General features: G+C 47.5%; 14 protein-coding genes and 2 pseudogenes. 4 read left to right on the forward strand and 12 right to left on the reverse strand.

Going from position 1 to position 20924, the window contains the following annotated elements; all coding sequences use genetic code 11:
- Positions 1-21: 21 nt before the first annotated feature.
- The 8 genes and pseudogenes from WFI24_RS17960 to WFI24_RS17995 form a co-directional block, all read right to left on the reverse strand.
- The gene (locus tag WFI24_RS17960) at positions 22-1107 is read right to left on the reverse strand and encodes a DUF1835 domain-containing protein (RefSeq protein WP_336762969.1); all 1086 of its coding nucleotides are present in this window, start codon (positions 1105-1107) and stop codon (positions 22-24) included.
- 80 nt (positions 1108-1187) lie between these two features.
- Entirely contained in the window at positions 1188-1847 is a 660-nt protein-coding gene (locus tag WFI24_RS17965; protein WP_336762972.1) for a TVP38/TMEM64 family protein, read from the reverse strand.
- A gap of 271 nt (positions 1848-2118) precedes the next feature.
- Positions 2119-2556 (reverse strand): annotated as a pseudogene (locus tag WFI24_RS17970) (HNH endonuclease); the annotation flags it as partial.
- A gap of 1580 nt (positions 2557-4136) precedes the next feature.
- Positions 4137-5312 (reverse strand): acyltransferase, encoded by a 1176-nt coding sequence (locus WFI24_RS17975; protein WP_336762973.1) that lies wholly within the window; start codon positions 5310-5312, stop codon positions 4137-4139.
- Between the two features lie 279 nt (positions 5313-5591).
- Positions 5592-6938 (reverse strand): cryptochrome/photolyase family protein, encoded by a 1347-nt coding sequence (locus WFI24_RS17980; protein ID WP_336762975.1) that lies wholly within the window; start codon positions 6936-6938, stop codon positions 5592-5594.
- A 27-nt stretch (positions 6939-6965) separates the two neighbouring features.
- Entirely contained in the window at positions 6966-8129 is a 1164-nt protein-coding gene (locus WFI24_RS17985) for a response regulator (RefSeq protein ID WP_336762976.1), read from the reverse strand.
- A gap of 101 nt (positions 8130-8230) precedes the next feature.
- Positions 8231-11326, reverse strand: a complete 3096-nt coding sequence (locus WFI24_RS17990; RefSeq protein WP_336762978.1) for a hybrid sensor histidine kinase/response regulator — start codon at positions 11324-11326, stop codon at positions 8231-8233.
- 258 nt (positions 11327-11584) lie between these two features.
- Positions 11585-12004 (reverse strand): SRPBCC family protein, encoded by a 420-nt coding sequence (locus tag WFI24_RS17995; RefSeq protein WP_336762980.1) that lies wholly within the window; start codon positions 12002-12004, stop codon positions 11585-11587.
- A gap of 228 nt (positions 12005-12232) precedes the next feature.
- Between WFI24_RS17995 and WFI24_RS18000 the strand changes: the two are divergent.
- Positions 12233-13000 (forward strand): annotated as a pseudogene (locus WFI24_RS18000) (class I SAM-dependent methyltransferase).
- 310 nt (positions 13001-13310) lie between these two features.
- Here WFI24_RS18000 and WFI24_RS18005 read toward each other — a convergent pair.
- Positions 13311-14345 carry an NADH:flavin oxidoreductase/NADH oxidase gene (locus WFI24_RS18005; protein ID WP_336762982.1) on the reverse strand — a complete coding sequence of 345 codons (1035 nt, stop codon included), beginning with the start codon at positions 14343-14345 and terminating at the stop codon, positions 13311-13313.
- Between the two features lie 48 nt (positions 14346-14393).
- Complete coding sequence (locus tag WFI24_RS18010) at positions 14394-14585, reverse strand: tautomerase family protein (protein ID WP_336762983.1); 192 nt, start codon at positions 14583-14585, stop codon at positions 14394-14396.
- Positions 14586-14808: 223 nt separating this feature from the next.
- Between WFI24_RS18010 and pepT the strand changes: the two genes are divergently transcribed.
- Complete coding sequence (pepT, locus tag WFI24_RS18015; protein ID WP_336762984.1) at positions 14809-16047, forward strand: peptidase T; 1239 nt, start codon at positions 14809-14811, stop codon at positions 16045-16047.
- Between the two features lie 133 nt (positions 16048-16180).
- Here pepT and WFI24_RS18020 read toward each other — a convergent pair whose 3' ends face one another.
- On the reverse strand, positions 16181-16873 hold the full coding sequence (locus WFI24_RS18020) for a Crp/Fnr family transcriptional regulator (RefSeq protein WP_336762986.1): 693 nt from the start codon (positions 16871-16873) through the stop codon (positions 16181-16183).
- A 281-nt stretch (positions 16874-17154) separates the two neighbouring features.
- Here WFI24_RS18020 and WFI24_RS18025 point away from each other — a divergent pair, with 281 nt between their 5' ends.
- Complete coding sequence (locus WFI24_RS18025) at positions 17155-17994, forward strand: methyl-accepting chemotaxis protein (protein WP_336762988.1); 840 nt, start codon at positions 17155-17157, stop codon at positions 17992-17994.
- Positions 17995-18143: 149 nt separating this feature from the next.
- Here the strand turns inward: WFI24_RS18025 and WFI24_RS18030 are convergent, their stop codons facing one another.
- Positions 18144-19580 (reverse strand): alanine/glycine:cation symporter family protein, encoded by a 1437-nt coding sequence (locus WFI24_RS18030; RefSeq protein ID WP_336762989.1) that lies wholly within the window; start codon positions 19578-19580, stop codon positions 18144-18146.
- A gap of 330 nt (positions 19581-19910) precedes the next feature.
- Here WFI24_RS18030 and WFI24_RS18035 point away from each other — a divergent pair, with 330 nt between their 5' ends.
- On the forward strand, positions 19911-20840 hold the full coding sequence (locus tag WFI24_RS18035; protein ID WP_336762991.1) for a response regulator: 930 nt from the start codon (positions 19911-19913) through the stop codon (positions 20838-20840).
- Positions 20841-20924: the final 84 nt, after the last annotated feature.

The raw sequence follows: 20924 nt of genomic DNA on the forward strand, positions 1-20924 counted from the left end.
TCTATCGCACGCCAGCAACTTTTAGTTCCGCTCCGTACTCGCAAGTCGGATACTGTAGTACCTCATCGCATGTGGCCTGCCTTCCATCTCCAGTCGTCCCTGCAGTACAAGTTGACGTATTCGATATTCAATAAATGCGTCTCCCACAGTTTGTTCTAAATATCCAAGTACTTCACCTACAACACGGGCACATATTATAAATTCATCAGATTGTCTGGTTAACGTAAGATCTCTCACCTTTTGCATAATGAAATCATCAATTCCATCCTCGGACACGCTATGAATCTTACTATCCTTCATTATTCGCAGATGGCCTGGTTGTTTAGAGAGATGATCCCACTCTTGCTCCATCTGCTTACGTTCTTCTGAAGACACCGGCTCTGCATTTGCACAGTGATTCCACATGGCTAACAACTTCTCAGATACAATCTCTCCTGTTCTCCAAACATCATACTCGATATCAGGGTTATGGAATAACTCCTGATACAGTCCACTTGTCTCGATCAAGTAAATTGAACTCTTCCTGTTACGCAGCAAATGCATAGCATGCAGAAGACCTGTTTTCTCATGAGCGTTATTAGCATACCAGATGGTTATTCTGGTCTCTTCATCGATGGAACTCATCACGGTATTTAATTGAATCAGTTCATCTACGCCTTTGATAGCGTAACTTCCGTGTTCACTCAAATAAAGCCGCTCCAGCAACCAGAGGTGTCTACGTTGTAGAACTATCTTATCAGTAAGATCTCCCAATGGGCCAATCGCATAGTAGTCATTCATAGAATAAAAACGCCGCTCCAAGCGTCCAGGAATGCTACCCATGGCAACCTTAATGCTACCCAACGGCGATTCACCAATCGCTATATGAATTTCACGCGGCTTCTGTGTATCAAGTAATTGCTGCTCAGCTTGCTTCCTCTTCCTTTCTTCGTCTAACCCCTCAAAAATCCGCTGTACACTCACTGCAAAATGAACTGAAAGTTCTTCTTCTGTCTGATGACTGACTGCCATGTCCGCCCTAAGATAGAGCATACGCAATAATGAACGAAGCTCTTCTTCATTCATGCGATATAATTCTTTATCAAAATCAAAGACATTTTCAATCATACTGGATCCCCCTTTAAAAGGTTTTATCTCCGCGTAATTCATAAACACCACAACAACAAATGTACCACTTTACCCCAAAACTAGGAGGAAATCGATTTTCCAGAGGGTTGATTCAAATCATGTAGATCTTCACCATCTGACGATGAACGGGTAAAGTGTCGCTCCAGTTTGCGGCTTGCCCACAGGGATACTGCAATGAACAGCAATACGCCTACCCAGCGTACAGGGTGCTCTAGAAATTGTTCCACATTGGAACCAATATACGTAACAGAGAAGATCATGATCGCTTTACCACAGCCCACTGCCAGCAGGAAGGATAACAACCGCATTCGCGCGATACCTGCCGCCACATTAATAATGACGAATGGACCTACCGGGAAGATGCTCAGCAGAAAGACATAACCGAACGCGTTCCTCCGAATCCATACCATGCTGCGCTGCACACGGGGTTTGCGTGCCCATCGTTCCACAAAAGCGGATTTCCCGATCTCCCTTACAATCAGAAACGTAACGGTACAACCGAGAACCATGCCGATCCATGAATATAAAAAACCTGCCCACAGACCGTATACTGCACCGTTCACGCCCACAATTAATAGCGTTGGCAGTGGCGGCACAAATGATTTCATAAACGTAAGCAAAATTCCCGGTAACGGGCCCAAAGAGCGAAACTTCTCCAGCCAGAAACGAATATTTTCTTCCGTGATATATGACATAATGTCCAATGCTACCGGGGTCATCTGCATCCATCCAATCTATAAAGTCTACTTTCCAGTTTGGTTATTCCACACGAAACTTGATCATTCAAACTAATGCTGAGACACATCCTAACTAACGTCCTCCCAGTATAACGTACATCTTCGATGAACACCGTTGTCAATTTGAAGAAATTATTGCACTGCAAACTTACTTCCCACCAAAACCAAAAAAGCACACCGCGACCTTTTTCGGTCTTGGTGTGCTCTTATTATAAGAACCCCTACTCACACTTTGTTGGGGTATCGTATTCATTTATTCCAGCTGTGCTTCCTGCATTGCGAGTTCAATTAATTCTGCCTGATGTGCAGCATTCCATTCCGGAATGCCTGAACGCATGAACTCTTCGGCATCCATGGCTGCTTTGGACTGGTTGCACAGATTACAGGCACAGACACAGTTGAGCGGGGTGGTATGTCCACCTTTGGCACGCGGCAGCAGATGGTCAATCGTATCTCCATACGAACCACAGAAGTAACAGGTGTAGTGATCCCGGGTCAGAATATACCGCTTGAAATCCTTATTGCTGAACAATCGGCGAATCGTGTACCGATTGACCACCACAGCAGCTTTTTCCTTGACCAGCGTGACCGCAAGCTCCATGTCCACTTCCTGATGCCATCGTCTGCCCTTATCCGTCTTACCTCGCATCCGTACCATACCTTGCCGGTTGGTCCGGAGCGAAGCCGGATCTTCCGGGTCGATGGCCACCGGGGCCGCTGGTGTCTGGCGGCGGGGACGGCCGTCCATTCCAGCTGCGTGACTGCGGCTGGAATGCGCGGGGCGCTGCCCGGTTGTACCACGGGCAGCATCTTCGGCGTTCGCCTTGGGCGCACGCTCCTTGCGCGCTTGGCGCGGCTTGGACCCTGGCGAGCCAGGCTGGCGCACGGGCGCAGGAGGCCCTGCCTCCGCAGCAGCTTCCGGCGCTTGCCTAGGCTCGCACGCGGTGGCGGCAGGCTGTGCCTCAGCCGCCGTAGGTGCAGCGACCGTGGTGGCATCGCCACGGTCGCTCAGAGCCGGCGCATGGGCCTCAGCAGCTACGCTGCGGGCCTGCCCTGCGCCGGGCGCGAGCGCGGCAGCACGCTTGCGGCGCCGCTTGCGCTTGCGTTTGGCTGCGGTCTGTTGATCCGCAGCCATGGGCTCTGCTGCCGGGCCTTGCGGCTCAGCCGGCAGCAGAGCTTGGGCCGCCGCGGTCTGCTCGGCGGCCTGCACTGCAGCGGCAGCTCGCGCGCTTGCCCGCTGTGCAGTGCCCTTTTCATTCGCAGCAGTATGGCCCTGCGAATGCCCTTCTTCCCCACGCCAGCGCTCACGTGGCTGTGGATTAACCAAGACCTCATCTGCCGAGCCATCACGCTCTAAGCTCGTCTCCGGTTGCTCATTGCCGGTGAGAATCTCTGCACGTTTGCTCTTCCGGCGTCTTCTCCTCTTCTTCCGGTTGCCCGAGGAAGAAGTACCTGAAGAAGTCATCAAGTCAGCATGTTCGGGATGTCCATCCTTAACTGAAGATGACTCTGCCAATGGCAATGAATCCATACGTCTCTCCGTCTCAGTCGTGGAAGCAGATCCCTGCTTCACATGAGCAGCCCGCTCTCGTTCATTCTTCGCTGAGGCAGACGGCCTGTCAGTAACCACACGGGTCTCCAAGCCATCCCGTGGACGCCCGATCCGTTCATTCGTTTGCCCGCTCACGCTTGAACCGGCATCGTGATCAGCCTGTCCACCGAGCTGGCGACAGCTGCGACAGGCTCCCCGTCTGGCTCCGGGGCCTGCCCGCTTCCCGGTTCTGCGCCGGAATTCGGACATAGGCCGCTGTTGTCCGCAATACATACATGTCTTGGTCAATCGCGCTTCTTGTTCCGTCTTTCCTTGCCGGAAAGGGGCTGGCCCCGTCTCCATGTTGTCACCTCGGTTCCGAATGAATCCGGTTTCTTTCTATTGTATCACATCTGCTCGTGAACACCCTCATGGCCATAAGCCTGATAATCTTTCGAATTGTACTCCCGTGCCTGTTCACTGCATTCGTGAAGAATGTGTTCCACATATTCCAATATATCTTGCATCGGTCTCCCGCATTTATCACATGTTGTCATTATACTCACCTTAATCCTGTTCTTAGAAAGTTTCGTTCCGCCTTATGATTACCCCTCGTACATGATAAAGAAACACCCGTTCCCGACATTACACTCATATGAATAGACCAAAAAAACCGCTTCCTGCTCTCCCCTAAGGTCGACCAAGAAACGGTTTATTATTCCTCTAATTGGAAATGTATCTTAACGTACGTCCAATTGTCCCGAGTTCTGTTGTGGCGCGAGACGTGGTTTCGGTTTTGGCAGATTGCCAAAGATCACCCATGCATATGGAACGAACCTTGCTGTCAATCCAACAACGATCCACGAAGCGATCAGAGCTACACCGAATCCTCCGGCATACCACAGATGCACTAACCAAGACACTCCTGTTTGCGGTGGATAATTCCGATACACCAACAGGAAGAATGGATGGATCAGATAGATTCCAAAGGATAGTGCCCCAAGCCGGTTCAGCGGCTTCACGATCAGCGACGGCCCTTTACGGTAGAGCAGATAAGAGATCTGGATGAGTACCAGCGCACAAGCGAAGGTATGCACATTCCAGAAAAATTCATACCACAGTGTGTTATACGTTGCGATCTTCAGACGCAGCTGATAATAGATGTACACATGGCCCAGTCCGGCAATGATCCACACCGCCCAGAGCAGAATCCATGAAGCTACGCGCCCTTTGGTTGCATTGGCCCGACTGATAACGAACCATTGCTTAATTTTAGGAAAGTACACCCCGATAAATGCCCCAAGCATAAAATAGGAAAAGTAAGAGAACGCCCAGCTTCCCTTATTGGGTACCTGGAACCCATATTTATTACTTACGATGAATGCCCATTGAATCAATAATCCAATCGGTACAGACCATTTCACCACGGAAGGATACTTCTTGAGTAGCCACAACACCAATGGGAATAACAGATAGAATTGCATGTTAATAAACACAAAGTACAGATGCGTATAGGCCTTACCCGTAAACAATTTCGTAATGAAACTTACAGCAGATTCGCCGAACGGTCGGCCCTGATAATGCGTGAAATGCAGGATAACAAAATACATCAATGAGAACAGGAAATACGGAAGCAAAATATACACAAATCTTTTTTTGTAAAAGTTACTTACAAGTTTCTTGTCCAGCGGACGGGAATAATAGTTATAGAACAGTACGAAACTGCTCATAAAAATAAAGGTTGGCGTACCATATTTCATAAAGATATTAATAAAGTTGTACAGCCAATAATAGCCCGAACCGGTCATGTCCACCGTCGCGTAAGAAGTGGAATGCACACTCAGTACGCCGATAATCGCCATGGCACGTACCAGATTCAGCTCCGGAATTCGCTCTCTTTTCAGTGTTTCACTCATGTTAACGTTTCTCCTTCATGTGTTCGTCAATATGTCAGATATGACTTAATACGATAAAGCTCTCTATCTATTAAAAGCCATAATGCTTAAGATGGGTAGTCCATTTTCTTAACAATTCCTAAATTTTCATCATATTTCACAGTATTTTCATGTCTATATATGTAAAAAAGACCGCGAGTACGCGGTCTGTGCAACATCCTGCTTCCAACCAATGATTTTTGGTTCAACCGGTTGAGAATGGTAAATTTGGGTTTAGCATGAATCCGTCCTAAACTGAACCTACTTCTGACGACTCGCCAGAATCTGTTTGTACACGTCAATAGCTGCCTGCCTTGATGCCTTCAGATCGACAATGGCCTCCTTGCGCGGCTGATGGATGTCCTTGCTGTGAAGATCCTTCAGTTCAGGCAACCATCTGCGAATATAATCGCCTTGCGGATCATATTTCTCGGATTGTGTTACTGGATTGTTCACCCGGAAATACGGTGCTGCATTCTCACCAAGCGAGGCACACCACAACCAGTTACCGCGGTTCTGAATATTGTCATAATCACGCAGCTTGCGTCTGAAATAGGCTTCACCCAAAGTGAACGGGCATTGAAGGTTTTTGGTAAGGAACATCGCCGTTAGAATGCGCAAACGGTTCGGCATATGTCCAGTCTCATTCAGCTCCGTCATCGCTGCATCAATAATCGGAATGCCTGTCTCGGCCCTGCACCAACGTTCGAAGTGACCGTCATGGAGGGCCGAGAGATCGTACACCTTTTCATATGTAAAATAGTGACTCTCATAGACTGCCCGATACAGGTAGAAGTCGCGAAAGCACAGCTGCCTGATCCATTCCCCCGCCTCTGCCGTCCGGCTCGCTGCATCATACATCTTGCGAATGGATACCGCCCCCACTGCCACGTAAGAACTGAGATGGCTTGGTTCGTAGGCCTCATATTCATCCCGATGATCACCGTATTCAGCCATTCGATCCGACAAAAATTGGTCCAGCAGCAGATGCGGGTCCTCATCATCCGAACCACTGAACTCCAGCAACTCTGAAGGTACACTCATCGCATCCGGCCATTCAATCTGGCGATCACTCACCTTCAACTCTGCAACCGTTGTTGCCGAAGGAGGGTTGGGATGTTCATTCATGAATTCCACCCACCGCCGATGGAAAGCCGCAAATACTTTATACGGCTCCGACTTGCCTGTAAAATGTGCAAATCCATTCAGATCCATCAGTAGATGATCCGTCAGTTGCGTGAACAGAACATCGTGCGCCTCACTTACCTTGCGTATGGCTCTGTCCCGCTCCATTGCATATGGCGTCATGTCCCGGTGGACCACAATCTCATCGATATCACCTTTGAATTCATTTAAGATGAAATCAACCACTTCAGCCGGTTTGCCATAAGCAACATGCAGTTTTCGTTTGGCTTCAAGATACTGCCTGCTTAGTTTCGCCGCATGCTGCCTAAAATTCACACCGCTGTGTTCCTTCTCTCGCCCTTGCCGCAGGAGAAATGGATCGTAGATGAGTACATGTACGCTCTCTTCTTCGTGTTCCCGTAAATAATCGAATGCGGCCAGATCATCTGTACGCAAGTCTTTACGGTGTATGAATAGCTTCATGCCTCACCCTCCTACCTGAACTCACGTTTATTTCTTCGTCAGGTTCTGATATAACCTGCTCGTTTCCTGCTCCGGCTGATGTCCCAGATCCTCATTCAGTGTCAATGTGAATGAATGATATAAACGAAGTATGCCTTGCTGATCATCCATGGATGCATACACTTCCATCATGAGTCGGCAGATCTCTTCAGAATACGGTTCCCGTTCCAGCAATTCCGTTAATTGCTCGATTGCTTCTTTGCCACGACCATGCTCCATGTCCCATCTCGCGATATTCATAACCAGCCCGGTGTACTTTCGTCTGAGTTCCCTTGCTTTCCCCTGCGCCCAGTGATAGTCATGCTCTTCCAGATAATCGGCACGATAGAGGGGAATCATATGCCTCAGGTCATCGACATTATCTGATGTGATGACGTTGTAGGCCATAGCCTTCTCGAATTGTTCCACATCACTCACCAGATTGCCTGATAACAGACGATAGCGGTTCATATTGTACTCCAGCTTGCCTGTCATGTTCCATTCCCTAAGCAGCTTTCGAATCTGGTACACGGACGTATGTAGATGAGTTAATCCCTTTTCCTGGGGAACATCGCCCCACAGCTTATCCAGTAGAATCTCCTTGCTTACCCACTCATCCCTGTGATGAAACAAAAAAGCAAACAATTCCTGCGATTTGGTGGTGCGCCATTTGTGTTTCTCGGCACCCTGATCCAGACTTCTGTAGATATCCAGATGTTTGAACGTAAGCAGGCCCGGAACTTCTGTATCCAGTTCTACTGACACAGGTTCCGATTCCTGTACCTCAGCGGTGGCAGCAACCTGGGAAGTGTGCGACATCATGCCAGCCACCCGATCAATGGTTTTGGCCAATCGTAAGGAGCTTACCGGTTTAAGTACATAATCCAGTGCATGCAGCTCGAATGCCTCGACCGCATGATCCGCGTAAGCCGTAACAAAGATAATACGAATACTCTGATCCAGTTGCTGTATATATTCAGCCGCCTCCAGGCCATTCATTTCCGGCATTCCGATGTCCAAAAATACAACATCCACACGTTCGTTTGCCAGAAAATGAAGACCATCACGGGCTGTTGAAAAACATTGCACGGGTGTAATCCGCCCGTCCGTTCGTAGTAGGCGCTCCAGATGAAGTTGCGCCGGCTTCTCATCATCAATCACAATGGCTCTCACCGTTCTTTTTGCCTCCTGCCATGAAAGATTCAATAGGAATACCGATTTTTCGTCGGCATCCGCTTATTAGTCTGTTAACCATAATTGCTTCACTCGGCACATTATTTGGAATAATCTACCTGTTGTACAGGGATACGGAATCGTATCTGCGTACCTTTACCCACATGGCTATGAATCTCCAGCCCCTGACCATAGATAGACATCAGTCGACGATTTATATTTTGCAGACCGACACCTCCCGGGCCTTCAGTTCGTCCAGCCTTCACCTGAGCCATACGCTCAGGAGGGATACCCACGCCATCATCCTGAACTTGAATGACCACGTGTTCACTCTCTTTGAAGATGCGAAGATGAACTGTCCCGCCAGCTGCCCGCTCCATCACGCCATGGCGAATGGCATTCTCCACAAGCGGTTGAATACTGAGAGGTGGCAGATAGAGCTGTATGCCTGGTTCCACCTCATACTCGACCACGAGTCTTTCCTCAAATCTGGCCTGTTCCAGATGCACGTAAGATTCCACCAATTCCAGCTCTTTGGTCAAAGGAACAAGCTGTTCCCTGTTCTGGAAGTCAAAGCTTCCACGCAGGTAATGACTCAATTCAATCAGCAGATCGGTTGCCTTGTCCGGATTCACTGCACAGGTCGCAATAATGACATTGAGTGCATTGTATAGGAAGTGTGGCTTGATCTGGGCCTGCAAAAAGGCCATCTCAGTCCGAATAGCCTCCTGCACGGAACTCCGCATCTCAATTAACGTCCGAACCCTGGCACGCAATTCTCCGGCATCCACCGGTTTGCTCAGGAAGTCATTGGCTCCCGCCTGGAATCCGTGTTTGATATCCTCAGGCAACCCGCGAGCGGTCAGCATCAGAATCGGTAACTCTGACAAGGAACTGTGCTCGCGCAGCTTGCGGCATAACTCAAGTCCGGACATTTTGGGCATCATCCAGTCTGTTATGACAAGGTCAATCGAAGGGAATTCTTCGCGTAGTTTCAATGCGGTGGATCCACTGTCCGCTGCGATCACACGATAACGTTCTGTTGACAACAGGTTAAGTAATACCTGTCGATTCACGGGGTCATCGTCTACAATTAGAATCGTGTGCTCCCCTTCCGGAAGATCATCCGGCTCATCGGATTCTCTTGTCACAAGTTCCTTCGCCCCTGCACCCTGTGCATCAACATATCGGGCGGCAGCTGGTTTCGAATGGGCCTCCAGCAGGGGCAACTTCATAACGGGCAGGGTGAAATGGAAGGTCGAGCCTTGTCCCGGCTGCGATTCAACCCAGATCTCACCTCCGCCAAGCTCAACGAGCTTTCGTGTGATACTCAGACCGAGTCCGGTACCATCATTCACTCGCTCCACGGTTCCGTTACTCTGCTCATATGCCTGAAAGATATTTTCTTGTTTGTCCAGGGCAATGCCTACCCCCGTATCAGCAACTGATACCTTTACCCAATCCCCATCGACACTGGCATACAAACGAATCTCACCTTGTTCGGTATACTTATAGGCGTTACCCAGCAGGTTATACAGAATCTGCCGGAGGCGATCTTCATCTGCCTCAACGAGCGGCAACGACTGGGGCCATTGCTGAATCAGTAATACCGGCTTGTCCTCAAATGTAAAACCCGAAACTTCCACTACAGTACGGGCAACCGATTCCAGATCGACAGCTACTCGTTTCAACTCGATCTCACTATTTTTCAGTTTGGAAAAATCCAAAATATCGTTAACCAGCAGCGACAGCCGCTTTCCGGTTGAAGTAATCATGGACAGATTTTTGGCTTGCTTGGGTGTGACCGCTCCAGCCGCCCCTTCCAGCATCGATTGCGCAATATTAATGATGCCGTGCAGGGGAGTTCGCAGCTCATGAGACGTATTCGCCATGAATTCATCCTTGAGACTGTCAATGGCAAGCAAACGTTCCGACAGGGCTTCCACGTCACGGAAGGATTGGGCAAAGCGAATTGCGGTCACAATCATCTGGGCAAATACAAATAATAAAAGTTCAATCAGCGCGAAGAATGCTGTCTCTATGGTAGTGAACGCACCAAGTGTGTGTAACACAACAACCATGAGTATGCTCATCATGCTCACCAGTGCAAAGTGGCTATCATTTGGTCGTCCTTTTAACCAATAGAACATGGCTCGCAGTGCGTAGAACATGACAACAAGCGAGATCAGCAGCATAGGAATCTCAAGTGACGAGAAAAGCGTCGGAGGAAGCGTTAGGCCCACAATGGTCTGTGCAATGATCAGCACTACAGCCAAACGAACAAACCACTGATGAACCGCTCCCGGTACACGAGCATCCATATACCGAAGTAAAAAATAATAGGCAAACGCTGCACTGAGAAGCTGAAGCCTCAGAATCTCATTATTGGTCAGGAATGGTACAAACGTTCCCAGTAACTTCTCCCCATGTGTCAGGGCGTACAACGCACCGGAAAGGCTGAACAATCCAAGAAAACGGAGCTCCTTCTCCGTACGCCTCAGCCTGAATAGAAGCAAGAAAAAGGCAGCTGGCAAGATAAAGCCGAACAAGGCCATGAGATCCTTGAGCCAATCCTGTTGCTGGCTCTTCAGGATGCTATGCTCGTCTCCAAACAAAATAGGCGCTACAATGCCTCCAGACGAGTAACTATAGTTCGATACCTGAATGATAATATCAGCCTTGTCGCCCTCAATGGACGTGAATCCCGTAAAGGGCAGATTTAGTTGCACATCCGTATCACGGGTGATTCCTGGCTGGCCTTTGCCACCGATCTCTTTGCCATCGATAAATACCCTGTGGGCCATACGTATATTCTGCGTGCGTATACCATAATCGTTTTTCATCGTCCGGGGTGTAAGCTGCACTTGCAAATGATAGGTTCCATACCCATGGGCTTGCCCCAGAGATTTGTTCCATCGGGCCGGAACATAAGTGCCAGACGAAACTGGCAATGGCTTGCGACCGGATACACTTGCTTCAATATCTGCAGGACTCAGCAACTGCCCAGGGTAGAAATCCCAGACACCGCTTAGAGACGCAGCACCCTTCCGATCAAAGTCCCATTGAGTCAGATTAATGCTTCCATCCGCAGCTTGGGGGTTACTCCGCTCACTAATTAACGTCTGGGCAATCCAGCCCAGTGGAATAATGACAATGCATATGAAACTGATCGTTAGCATAATCCAGTGTTTTCTCATCTATGTATTCCTTCCATCCACAATGGCGGGAGACGTCTAATTTTGTCGATTTATCCCTATAATTCATGTTACACGTTTCTGGTACGCTCGGAAATAGTTTCCGTATCATAATCGGTCAAACTTCATTATAATTTGAAGGTTTTCTGTCTCGTTCTACCAGATCATGGTACACCAAAGAACCCCAGACCGATTTCCACCCAAATGAACGGGCAAAATGGCTTGGGGTTGATTGAATGAAGAAGCTTATATGGAAATCTTTTATTTAACAACTTGGGCAAGCTTTTGAACAATCCCTGCCCATCCCTGTTCCATACGTTCGCGGACCATCGCGTGAGCCTGTCCAAACTCAGTGAGTTCATCCGCATCCCAACCGCTGTGAATTAGTGTGAAATCCGTTCCCCCCGGCTGTTCAAGCAATTGGAACGTCAAAGTCCAGTCTTTCCCCCATCGAAATGATAACTTCTGTAGCGGAAGGACCTCCGTCACTTGACAAGGCGATTGACCAAAGGGTCCTGCTTCCAATATAAATTCATGACCTTCTACGGCTTCCAGATTCCCTGGCATGAACCAGGTTCCCAGTCCTTGCGCTGTCGAGACCATCTCCCACACTTTCTCTGCAGGTGCATGAAGCAAAAGTTCCTGCCGGATATCCGGTAATGCACTTGATGATGATTCCACTCGTATCGCCTCCTTGGATATATATCATTCATTGTTTGAGTTTTGAAGATAGATGTCAAATTGGTTCGTATAATATATAGTTGGAACATATTACATAAAAGGTGCGTGATTCCTATGATAGTCTGCTCTGAAAAATCCAATTCCAACCGTTGCCGGAAGGGATAATCTTAATGACTTCCCTTCCACGTTTTCATTTTAATACATTTACATGTGGGGGATACCTATACCATGTCATTCCGTTATTACGGTCCATTATGCACCGCCGTTTATGATCTAACGAAACCCGTGTGACACTCCTTGGGAGGAGACATTGAATTCTATCGCCATTACCTTCAAGGCGGCAAAGGACGTATCCTTGAAGCCATGTCTGGTTCTGGCCGAGTGCTCATCCCGTTGCTTGAAGCCGGGCTGAAAGTAGATGGCATTGATTACTCAGCAGATATGATTGACTCCTGCCGTTCTCGTTGCAAGGAGCGGGCATTGCCCATGCCTGAGTTGTTCGTTGCCGATCTGGAGAAGCTTGATCTTCCGTATCGATACGAAACAATTATCACTCCCGGAGGTTCTCTGCTCCTCATCCAAGGCAGACAGGCATCGATTAACGCATTGCGTAATCTATTTCGACATCTGGAGCCTGGAGGCAAGCTCGTATTTGATGTGTTTCTGCCCGATGTGACACAGCCCTCTATGGTAGAAACATCAACCGTTTCATTACCCGATGGTGATACGATCACTGTAGAAGTGAAAACCATTGAAGTGAACCTTCTTTACCAGTACAAAGTGAGTTTAATTCGCTATGAACAATGGCATCAGGGCGCTCTTGTTGCGACCGAGATGCAACAACTTACCCTGCGTTGGTACGGCATAGAAGAGTTACGCCTGATTCTCGAACACATTGGATTCTCCGATATCAAAGTGTACGCCGACTTCACCCCGGATCAGCCACCTACACAGTCGAATCAAAAATTCGTCTATGAGGCAACTCGAAGAGCCTAGTCATCCATAATTGGACGTATATACTTCTCTCTATACAAATCAGGCCACAGCATAAGGTTTAACCCATGCTGCGGCCTTTTTTACTATATAAAATTTGCACTAACATTTACACGAAAACGCAGAGGACAGAAATATCTTGAAGAAGCGGAGCTACAAGCTTTCTGCAAGAAAGCTACATCGAAAGCATACACTTCGCCTTTATCCTCAGATTTTCACCTTTGAAAAAGTGAATCGAAAAATCTGGGGATAACAGCGATCGGAAGGTTATTCTGTCATCGGAGTGGCAAGTGTAAATATAATTTAGAGCAAATTAGTATCCACGAGAATATTGCTCCGCAATGGCGGCTTGATCCTTGCTGACACCCAGCTCCAGAGCCGCATGGTTCGCCCAGTATGGATCGCGCAGCATGCCTCTACCAACCGCAACCAGATCCGCATCCCCGTTGCCAATAACCGCTTGAGCCAGAGCTGCATCCTCCAGCATTCCCACTGCGATGACAGGAACGTTCAGTTCTTCACGGAAACGGCGGGCAAATGGCAATTGATAACCTGGATAGTTGCCAGGTTTCCGTTGTCCGGAAGGACCTTCACCGCCTGAACTGATATGGAACATGTCCACACCTGCGTCCTGGTAGGCACGGGAGATATGAATTCCATGCTCGATGTCATATCCATCATCTGCGTATTCTACAGCTGAAATCCGCAAAACGAGCGGCATGCCTTCCGGCATTTCCTTTTTCACAGCACGAATGACTTCAACTCCAAAACGGGACAGATCCTGCCCATATACATCCTCGCGCTGGTTCATCAGTGGAGAATGGAACTGGTGAATAAGGTAACCGTGTGCACCATGCAGCTCAATGGCATCCACTCCCGCCTGTACTGCGCGGCGAACACCGTCTGCGAATTTCTGCACCATGGCTTCTACCTCTTCTGTACTCAAAGCACGAGGCTCCTTGTACTTTTCTCCCGGGAATGTGACCACGGATGGGGCAACGGGTTGCTCTGCATCTTCTGCTTTCCGTCCCGCATGTGCAATTTGAATAGCTACTTTGGAGCCGTAAGCATGCATTCCATCGACCAGTTTGGTGAAGGCAGGTATGTGCTCATCTGACCATATTCCCAAGTCATTGTCCGTAATGCGTCCATCTGGGTCCACATCCGTCATCTCGATCACAATCAGTCCTGTGCCTCCAACCGCACGGCTCACATAGTGAACCTGATGCCAATCGTTCGGAATGCCATCCTTTGCCGTCACGGAATATTGGCACATGGGTGCCATGACGACACGGTTATTTAATTGCAAATTCTTAAATTGATAGGGGGAAAATAATTGCTCAGTCATTTATGCTACATCTCCTGTTCCTTGATCATGATATATATAAAGCCTTGCTTATTGGTCCAAGTCCGAAAACATCTTCCCATTCTTGCCGTAATTGTCCTTCTCCAGGTCCTCAATGAAAATAAAGACCTTGCTCGGATCAACATCCAGTGTCTCACAAGCCACTTGGGTCATACGTTCAATCAACTGACGTTTCTGCTCCGTCGTCTTGCCTTCCAGTACTTTAACGGTGATAAATGGCATGTCTTGAACACATCCTTTCTTCACTGATTATTATGAACCTGACGTATGGAAATGCAAGTACGTACATTTTGGTGCCTAGAGCCCTTTTTGATACCTAGTCATCCTCACATATCGGTTCTGCTCCATTCTGGAAATGACTGCAAAACATGATATGATAACCATAGAGATTCGCAAGAATACTATACCCCAAAAGAAGTAAAACCAAGCTAAGGAGAGATTATAGATGAAAGATATATTAATTCAAAGATTGAGTACTTATGTTCAGATGGACACCCAATCCGATGAAAATAGTGAGACATGCCCTTCCACATCCGGCCAGCTGAAATTGGGCAAACTACTCGTGGAAGAATGTAAATCTATTGGTCTGCAGGAAGTAACAATGGATGAGAACGGTTATGTTATGGCTACATTGCCGTCCAATACCGACAAGGATGTTCCCGTGATTGGGTTCCTGGCTCACCTTGATACAGCGACTGACTTTACAGGTAAAGATGTTAATCCACAGGTTATCGATAACTATGACGGTGGTGACATTGTTCTGAATTCGGAACTGGACGTTGTGCTGTCCAACAAGGATTTCCCGGAACTCCACGAATATAAAGGCCACACCTTGATTACAACGGACGGCACAACGCTGCTTGGGGCAGACAATAAAGCTGGCATTGCCGAGATTATGACGGCAATGGCCTATCTGATTGAGCACCCGGAAGTGAAACACGGTAAGATTCGGGTTGCTTTTACCCCGGATGAAGAGATTGGCCGTGGACCGCACAAGTTTGACGTAGCTGCTTTTGGAGCCAAATATGCTTACACGGTCGACGGCGGACCCCTTGGCGAACTGGAATACGAGAGCTTTAACGCAGCTGCCGCCAAAATTACAGTACGAGGCACCAATGTGCATCCCGGAACAGCGAAGGATAAAATGGTGAACTCTCTGAAAATTGCGATGGAATTGAATCGACGTCTGCCTGCAGAGGAAGCTCCTGAATTCACGGAAGGTTATGATGGGTTCTACCATCTGTTGTCCATGGAGGGTGATGTTGAGCTGACGAAAATGAGCTACATTATTCGTGATTTTGACCGGGAGAAGTTTGAAGCTCGCAAAACGAATCTGCTGAATATCGCAAACGAACTGAAGATCAAATACGGAGAGAAAAGCATCACTGTAGAGTTGAATGACCAGTACTATAACATGCGTGAGAAAATCGAACCGGTACGCCAAATCGTAGACATTGCCCATGAAGCCATGACCCGACTGGACATCGAACCGGTAATTCGCCCCATCCGGGGAGGCACAGACGGTTCCCAGCTTTCCTATATGGGCATGCCAACACCGAATATCTTTACTGGCGGAGAGAACTACCATGGCAAATTCGAATATGTATCGGTAGACAATATGGTTAAGGCAACTCGTGTCATTGTAGAGATCGCTCAATTGTTTGAGCAACGCGGAGATATCTAATTCGCTTAAAGCGCGGTGAACCAAGAGCACCCTCTTTTTTCCCCGGAGGGTGCTCTTGGTTGTGTTTTATTGTATTTTATTATGTCGTGTCATGTCGTATAGATACGCCAAATTGGCCTTTATTTTATAACCATCACTCATATATATTGCCTCCCGCGATGGCGCGCAGCTGCTCCAGATCACAGATCACAAGCTTCCGCTGCACTTTACGAATAATATTTCGATTACATAGCTCGTAAATGACTCTGTTGAGATGTCTGTAGCTGGTACCCAGCATATCCGCCAGTTCTGTCAGTTTGGAGGTCTGAATCTCTTCCGAGGAGGACTCGTTTGGGTCCATTGTAGACAACAGGTAGCTTGCAAATCTGCTCTCTACCGGATACAGCATATTCAGACTGGACAGGTTGGAGAAGGTGTACAACTTGTGCGTAACTTGACTGAGCATGAAGTGGAGGAATTTAGGGTTTTCCGCATACGTATTCTGGAGAGAGCGATAGCTAATACCAAGCAGCAGACTGTTGCTCACAGACTCTACCGTATTCTTGGCCTCCTTGCCATTAACCAGCTCCAGATCACCGACGAGCGCTAATGGCGTACTGAAACGGAGCAACAGAGACTTGCCGTTAGACAGTGTGGTATAGATCTTGAGCTTTCCCTGTACAAGAAAATACAATCGTTCAGGCCGCTCACCTTTGGCACAGATCAATTCGCCTTTAGCAGCCTCCAGCAGTCTTAATTCTGCGAGTGCAGGCTCGTCCAACACCTGGTCCAACCCATTCTCACGTGCGAGCTGACGCACAAGTCCAAAGTCCATGATTTCTTTCATTTCGACTTCCCTCCGTTGCTCTATTTAATGCAAACAAAAGGACACATGTCCTATATTTGATATACATCCGTACAAATATCTTGATATAAAAATAGTTACAACTAACACTTATATCCAATAAATCATTTTAGATGGGAAATATTTTAAAATTTAATCATAAAATGTTCATTCTTTTAACAGAAAGCCGTTCACGAAAAGCCATTTCTATCCGATGATAGATAGAGTCATTCCATAGACCGTTAAAATAATTTATTCATATATTGAAAGGATGGTCCTATTCCATGAACGTTGTAGATGCACTGCTTAAAGTCATGCCTTATATCACTCAGATTCTTAGAGAACCCGCAAGCTTAACGGTATATGATCACGAGAAAGTATTGGAAGTCATTACCACAGACAAGTTTGATCTTGGTTTTGAAAAAGGAATGCCACTCTTGGAATCGTATCAAAACTTTGCCATCTTAAAAAATGGAAGAGAAGCTACTCTCGCTACTCTCTCCAAGGAAGTTTATGGTATCGAACTGGATATTTTGAACATTCCGATCTTTGATGATAACCAGAAAGTTGTTGCTGTTTTCTGTGTATCTTACGACCAATCCAATCAGAATCAACTTGAAGAGATTATGCAAGAAAATCAAACCATCAATGGGAACCTGGTTGAAATGGTGCAGCACGTTGCCGGTCATGCCGAAGAGTTGCAAGCCACCAGTGAGCAGATTCTGGAAAACACACGACTTGCTGTTCAGAATTCTTCCCAAATCAACAAGGTAGCCGGATTCATTCGCGAAATCTCCGAACAAACGAACTTGCTTGGCCTGAATGCCGCCATTGAAGCTGCCCGTGTTGGTGAAGCAGGTGCCGGCTTCGGTGTGGTTGCATCCGAAGTACGGAAGCTTTCTGTGGATGCCAAACAAGCCACAAGTGATATCGATACCAGTCTGCGAGATGTACAACAGGCGATCAAACAGATGGAAGTTGAAGTGTCCCAGATCGCTGCCTCTTCACAGGAACAAGCGACGCTTGTATCCTCCTTCACAGATGTCATTGAGAAGCTCAATGACACAGGCGAGCGAATGAAGGTTCTATCTGAACAACTGATTAGCTACTCGATTAAAAACTAAATCACAATGTATCTTTAGATGAACTTCGGCTAGTCCGAGGAACCACCTAATATATGTAACAAACAGGACTCGGGTTGCCCAATAATGGATAATCCAAGTCCTGTTTAATTAAGTCCATTTCTATAATTCAACCCAAATCAGCTGCAATCTTACTTCATCACATGGAATGATTTATCCCCAATAACCTCTGCTTCGGATTCCCAGCACTCCACCTCACCCGGAATATGAATGCGGTCCCGCGTAAAGATCGGGTCACGGCCTTCAGCTTTCTGTTTCTTGTAATCCTTCAGTGCTTCAAAAGTCACCTTTGACAGCATTAGAATAGCAATCAGGTTCACAACAACCATGAGTCCCATGAACAAGTCTGCCAAATCCCATACCAGCTGCACCTTGGCAACCGCACCGAAGATCACCATGGCGATAACGCAAATGCGGTATACCCACAGCCAAATTTTGTTGGACTTGATAAACTCAATGTTGGTTTCACCATAGTAATAGTTTCCGATTAGCGTACTGAAAGCAAACAGGAATACCATGACCGCCAAGAATCCCGATGCCCATGAGCCTATGTGTACACTCAATGCAGCCTGAGTCAATTCAATGCCGCCCAGATTGGAACCTTTGTACACCCCGGATAGCAAAATAATCATGGCTGTGCTTGTACATATAACAAGCGTATCTATTAGCACGCCAAAAGCCTGGATAAGTCCTTGTTTCACCGGATGTGTTGTATCCGCTGTTGCAGCGGCATTCGGGGCACTACCCATGCCTGCCTCATTGGAGAACAATCCGCGTTTCACTCCGTTCATCAGCGCAGCACCCAACGTTCCGCCAGCAACCTGTTCTATGCCCAAGGCACTTTTGACGATTAATGCAATCATGGCCGGAAGTTGGGTAATGTTCGCCAGCACCACAAAAGCTGCTACTCCAATGTACAATACGGCCAGCACCACGACGATATACTCCGATGCTTTCGCAATCCGTTTGACACCGCCTATAATAATGCCTGCAAATATCACGGCCATAATGATACCCACCGTTAACCGATCTGTACCGAATGAGTTTTCGAATGCGACAGTAATCGTATTGGACTGCACCGCATTAAAGACCAAACCGAATGATAGCGTAATGAGAATGGCAAATAAAATCCCCATCCAGCGTTTACCCAACCCACGTTCCATATAATAAGCAGGACCCCCACGGAATCCGCCCTTATCCTTCACTTTATAGATCTGAGCCAACGTACTTTCCACAAAACTGGAGGCTGATCCGATAATTGCAATAATCCACATCCAGAATATAGCACCAGGTCCCCCCAAGGCGATGGCCAGTGCAATACCTGTGATATTTCCGGTACCTACGCGCGCTGCCATGCTGATACAGAATGCCTGAAAAGGTGTAATTTTGCCTGGTTCCTTGCTTTTCGGCTCTCGAAGCACCTTCACCATATCTCCAAGCATGCGAAATTGCATGAATCGGGTCTTGCTGGTGAAGTATATACCACATACTACCAAAAGTATAATTAACACTTTGGACCATAGAAAATCATTGAAAATGACGACAATATCTTGTATTGTTTGCTCCATCGGTATGCCCCTTTATAGGTGTATTTCACGTACAGAGATGGGATCACATGAAAAGTTTGTACCATTCTGCACAACTCTTGTCCCAAACTAAGGGATGTTACTTATACTACAAGTACATCTACGAAAATCGACAAATACCTACATGCAATCTCTACATTTATTTTAAAAATGAGCATTACTCACCTAATGGTTGTCATTTAACCTGACATATCAGGTTAAATGCAAGAAGGAAAGGAACGATTACACTGGAACGAGAGTTCGCGGCGGAGTTAACCGTCTTGACCATAGATTTATCGATCACACCATTCGCAGACAAAGGAGATGACGGATATGCGTTATTTTATTGTGGATGACGATCCTGGCGTTCGTTCCATGCTAATGGATATTATTGAGGATGAAGGACTTGGCGATATTGCCGGAGAAGCCGAGGACGGAGCACATATTCATGCGGAGATATTGGAACTGCATAAGGTGGATGTACTGCTAATTGATCTGTTGATGCCACAACGGGACGGGATTCAGACTGTGCGGGCGCTTGAAGGAAGGTTCGAGGGCAAGATCGTCATGATCTCCCAGATTGAGTCGAAAAACATGATCGGAGAAGCCTATTCACTAGGGATTGAATATTATATTACGAAGCCGATTAATCGACTGGAGATTCTGTCTGTTCTGCGGCTGGTAGGCGAGAGGTTGCGTATGCAGCAATCCATCGCAGATATTCAGCGGACATTGCAGGGATTGTCTGGATTGCGTCCCGCTGAGCGCATGGCTGCTCCTGTTCCAGATAAAACGATTACTACAACAGGACATTTCCTGCTGTCCGAGATGGGCATGATTGGAGAAGCTGGCAGCAGGGATCTGCTGGACATGCTGGAATATCTGCAGCAGGTGGAGACTGAGGAACACAAATTATCGCCCTATACGTTCCCTTCCCTCAAAGACATCTTCCAGAATGTAGCCATTCGCAAGCTGGGATTCGATGCCCCACTCGCCGAGGTCAACAAGGAGATTAAGGCGTCGGAACAACGTGTCCGCAGAGCCATCTTCCAGACCCTGAGCCATGTGGTCTCCCTGGGGTTAACGGATTATACCCATCCCAAGTTCGAGAACTATGCATCCAAATTTTTCGATTTTACCGAGATCCGCAAGAAAATGCTGGAGCTGCAAAACAATGTGGAGCCTTCCCTGTCCCAGACCCGCATTAATACGAAAAAGTTCGTACAGGTATTATATTTGGAAGCTAAACGGTTGCTGCATTAAGCAGATTGATGATGGATACGAGGCAAAAAACAAACGGGCATGAATATTACGCCGGATGGTACCTCTATCTCAACTGAGGCTGTC

The organism is Paenibacillus sp. USHLN196 (genome assembly GCF_037144955.1).
In the GTDB taxonomy this organism is placed as follows: domain Bacteria; phylum Bacillota; class Bacilli; order Paenibacillales; family Paenibacillaceae; genus Paenibacillus; species Paenibacillus xylanexedens_C.